At 49.1% G+C, this 422-nt stretch carries 1 protein-coding gene; it reads right to left on the reverse strand.

Annotated elements, in window-relative coordinates:
* The coding region (locus B3O33_RS04735; protein ID WP_292363092.1) for a TCP-1/cpn60 chaperonin family protein at positions 1–422 on the reverse strand (422 nt) is incomplete at both ends.

The following is a 422-nucleotide window of genomic DNA, read 5'->3' on the forward strand; positions in this document are numbered from 1 at the left end:
ACTTTAGTTGGATCCAGAATACCCATTTCAATCATGTCGCCATATTCACCAGTCGCAGCGTTGTAACCATAGTTACCTTTACCGGCAACGACTTCATTCAAGACAACAGATGCTTCATCGCCAGAGTTGGTGACGATTTGACGCAAAGGTTCCTGCATTGCACGACGTGCAATAGCAATACCAGCATCCTGATCCAGATTGTCACCTTTCAGCTCGCCCAGGCTCACTTCGGCACGGACCAAAGCCACACCACCACCAGCAACTACGCCTTCTTCAACCGCAGCACGTGTGGCATGTAACGCATCTTCAACACGCGCTTTTTTCTCTTTCATCTCAATTTCAGAGCCAGCACCTACACGAATAACGGCAACACCACCGGCTAATTTAGCCACGCGTTCCTGCAGTTTTTCTTTGTCGTAGTC

The organism is Methylophaga sp. UBA1464 (assembly GCF_002325665.1).
GTDB lineage: Bacteria > Pseudomonadota > Gammaproteobacteria > Nitrosococcales > Methylophagaceae > Methylophaga.